Origin of the sequence: Niastella soli, from assembly GCF_017742245.1 — a bacterium.
In the GTDB taxonomy this organism is placed as follows: Bacteria; Bacteroidota; Bacteroidia; order Chitinophagales; family Chitinophagaceae; genus Niastella; species Niastella soli.
Genome location: NZ_JAGHKO010000020.1, coordinates 1 through 3,895, shown reverse-complemented (window position 1 = coordinate 3,895; position 3,895 = coordinate 1). Strand labels below are relative to the sequence as shown.

At 50.1% G+C, this 3,895-nt stretch carries 1 protein-coding gene; it reads right to left on the bottom strand.

What is annotated here, in order from left to right; translation table 11 throughout:
- A partial coding sequence (locus tag J7I42_RS32845; protein WP_209144372.1) for a non-ribosomal peptide synthetase occupies nucleotides 1-3,895 on the bottom strand: 3,895 nt, incomplete at both ends.

Here is a 3,895-nt window from a genome sequence, read left to right as displayed (position 1 = left end):
AGCTCGCTCAGCTCTTTTACCAGGATCGAGATCGACCAGCCATCGAAGGCAATGTGATGGATGACGGCTATGAGGATATGGCTGGTGGCTGTAACCTCCACCAATATTACCCGAAGCATATGATCGGCCGACAGATCAAACGGACGCAATACCTGGCCGCGGATATATTCCTCCACCGTACTACCGGTTGACAGGATCGATGTTTCTGTAGTACGTTCCATCGTCCAGTCATTGCCAGGATGCACCTGCTGATAACCGATACCCTCCTGTTCATTGATCACCGTACGCAGCACCTCATGGCGTTGAATGATTTCTTTAAAGGATGCTTCAAGTGCGGAAGCGTCTACTATTCCCTCCAGTTTGAATACTGCCGGTATATGGTATTGCAGACTTCCCTGCAACCTGTCGATAAACCAGAGCCGTTCCTGTGAGAAGGATAAAGGGATCTGGTCAGGCCGTTTGGCGGGCTGGATGGCAGCCTGTAGTTGTCGGTCTTTTTGTTGATCGAGCCGGTTGCAAAGAGCAGCGATGGTAGGATGGTCAAAGATGTCACGGATAGCAATTTCGCATTGCAGTTCCTTGCGCATCGCCGATATTACCCGGATGGCCAGTAACGAGTGCCCACCCAGTTCAAAAAAATTGTCTTCCACGCCCACCTGCTCTACATCCAGCAACTGTTGCCAGATGGCTGCCAGTGTTTTTTCTGTATCGTTGCGCGGCGCTATATAACGGCTGGTGATAGCCGTATCGATTGCAAAGGACGCCAGTTGTTTGCGGTCTACCTTGCCGTTTGAGGTCAGTGGCAGGTGCTCGATGGGGATCAGCAGCGAAGGTACCATATAGGCCGGTACACTCTTTTGCAGGTGTTGCAGTACTGCCTGCGGGTCGACTGAAGTCGCTGCCACGATGTAAGCGATCAGTTGTTTATTTTGCTTGTCATCTTCGCGTACCACTACTGCTGCCTGTTGAATGCCTTCGTATTGTTGCAGCACCGATTCTATCTCACCAGGTTCCACCCGGTAGCCTCTGATCTTTACCTGTTCATCTGTTCTGCCTAAAAACTCAAGCGTGCCATCTGGCAGCCAGCGCGCCCTATCGCCTGTGCGGTATAAGCGGGCACCGGGTTCATTATTGAAGGGGTCTGCTACAAATTTCTGTGTTGTCAGTTCTGCCCGGTTGCGATAACCCCGGGCCAGTCCCGCCCCGCCTACATACAGCTCACCCACTACGCCAATGGCACAGAGCTGCAGTTGTTCATCGAGGACCCAGGCGCTGCGGTAAGGCAGTGGCCGCCCAATTGGAATGGAGGCGCAGCCTGCTATATTGTTTATGGTATAGGTTAAAGAGAAGGTGGTGTTCTCCGTAGGACCATAGCCGTTCACGAGCTGGAGTGTTGGATATGCTGATTGCAAACGCTGCACATGGCGCACGGAGAGCTTATCGCCCCCTGCTATTACCGTATGCAGGTTTTCAAAGACCGAAGGATCTGTATCAACCAGTTCGTTGAACCAGCCTGCAGTAAACCACATGGTGTTTACCGACCTGTTTTTTATTTCTTCTTTTAGGCGAGCTGCATCCAGCAGCACGTTCTCAGGGCACATGATCAGTCGGCCCCCATTAAGCAGCATGCCCCAGTATTCAAAAGTGGTGGCATCAAAGGAAGGGGAACCGGTGGATAATAAAACACTTGAACTGTTCATCTGTACAAAGTCGGTATCCTTCACCAGACTGGTAATATTGCTATGGGTTACTTCCACGCCTTTAGGAAGACCGGTAGAACCGGATGTATACATGATATAAGCAAGGGCGGCACCCGTGGTGGTAGTGGCGACGGGCCCATCGGCATAGTGCGACAGCGTCGATAGTTGAGCGGCTAAGTCGATCGAAGCCACCCCATCAGGCAGTTCATCAAAGGTTGCTTCATGGGTTAAGAGCAATTGGGCCCCACTATCCTCAAGTATATATTTTTTTCTTTGTGCCGGATAAGCGGGATCAATGGCCACATAAGAGCAGCCTGTTTTCAAAACCCCTAATAAGGTAATGATGAGCATAATACTGCGTTCCATACTTACTGCTACCACACTGTCTTGCTGTACTCCTTTGTCACGCAGGAAATGGGCCAGCTGGTTGCCTTTCGCTTCCAGTTGCTGGTAACTCAGCTGCTCTTCGCCCAACTGCAACGCTATGGCATTGGGAGTCTGCCCTACCTGTTCACTAAACAAGGCCATCACAGATCGCTCCACATCTGGATGTGCACCCTTAACAGGCAGGCTGAACGCCTGCAGTTGCTGTGCTTCAGTTGTAGAAAGCAATTTTAATTTTTCTACCTGCGTATTACGGTCCTGCACCACTGCCTGGAGCAGTTGTTCGAAATGTGCAAGCAATCGTTGCATCGTATCCTGTTTGTATAAGGCAGTACTGTAAACAAGGTGCAGTTGCAGCATCTCTGGGGAAGCCGTGATATCCAATGTAAGGTCGAACTCAGAAGTTATACTGCCGGTCCCCAAAGGATGCAGAGAAGCGGTTCCCAGTGACAGTTCACCTGCTTCCGGCGCATTCTGCAATACCATGGCAATCTGAAATACAGCAGTCCGTCCCCGGTCTCTTACTATATCCAGCGCTTCTACTACCTTTTCAAAAGGTACATCCTGGTATTTATAAGCTTGCAGGGTTGTTTCTTTTACCTGCTGTAAAAATTCATGGAAGGTCATTTGCCGTTCTACCTGGCTGCGAAGGGCCAGCATATTTACGAAGAACCCAACCAATCCTTCCACTTCCTGTTGCTGGCGTCCTGCCGTTGAGGTACCCACGCAGATGTCGGTGGAACCCGTATAACGGAAGAGCAATACCTTGAATGCACTTAACAGCGTCATATACAAGGTAACGCCCTCTTCATCGGCCAGCGCTCTTACTGCTTCGCTTAATTCCTTACCGATGTTCAGCGTAACGGAACTGCCGGTAAAGGGTCGTTCTGCCGAACGTTCAAAATCTGCCGGCAGTTCAGTAGGCACCACCTCTTCAAGTTGTGTTTGCCAGTATTGTAGTTTTGTATCAAAACGCTCTCCCGATAAATTGTTCCGTTGCCAGATGGCAAAATCTGCATACTGTACAGGCAGGGAAGGCAGATCAGGCGCACGGTTGGCGATCCTGCTCTGATACAGTTCGGTAAACTCCTTTACGATAATAGAAATAGACCATGCGTCGAATGCTATATGATGTAATACAGTGATCAGTACATGCTCGGTTGGCTGCACCTGTACCAGCGTTGCCCGAAGCAATACATCGTTTGAAAGATCGAAAGGGTGCAGTACTGCGGTGTGGATATATTCCTGCAGGGTTTGACCCGATAAAAGAAGGTCTGCTTCTTTTTTGAACTCCATTGTCCAGCCCTGCGCATTTGTCACTATCTGGAAGCCTTTACCGTCTTTTTCCTTTATAATGGTGCGCAAGACTTCATGCCGTTGGATAATATCCCTGAAGGCGGCTTCCATTGCCTGCACATCGATCGGTCCATCAATTCGAAATACCCAGGGCATATTGTACTGCGCACCGCCCTGTAAATGGTCGATGAACCACAGGCGCTCCTGCTCGAATGATAATGGGATCTGTTCAGGTCTGCCCCCCGCTTCTATAGGAGGCATTACTAATCCATCCCGGTTGAAGGCAATCACCTCAGCCAGACCAGCTATGGTTGGATGATCGAACAATTTGCGTATCGGTATTTCCTGGTTGAATGCTTTTCGAATGGCTGATATAACCCGGATTGCAAGCAGCGAGTGACCACCGAGTTGAAAGAAATCGTCGTATATGCTGATATTGTCAAGTTCCAGGAGCTCCTGCCAGATAGCGGCAAGCGCCTGTTCTGCTTCATTACGGGGAGCCCTGTAGGTTTGGT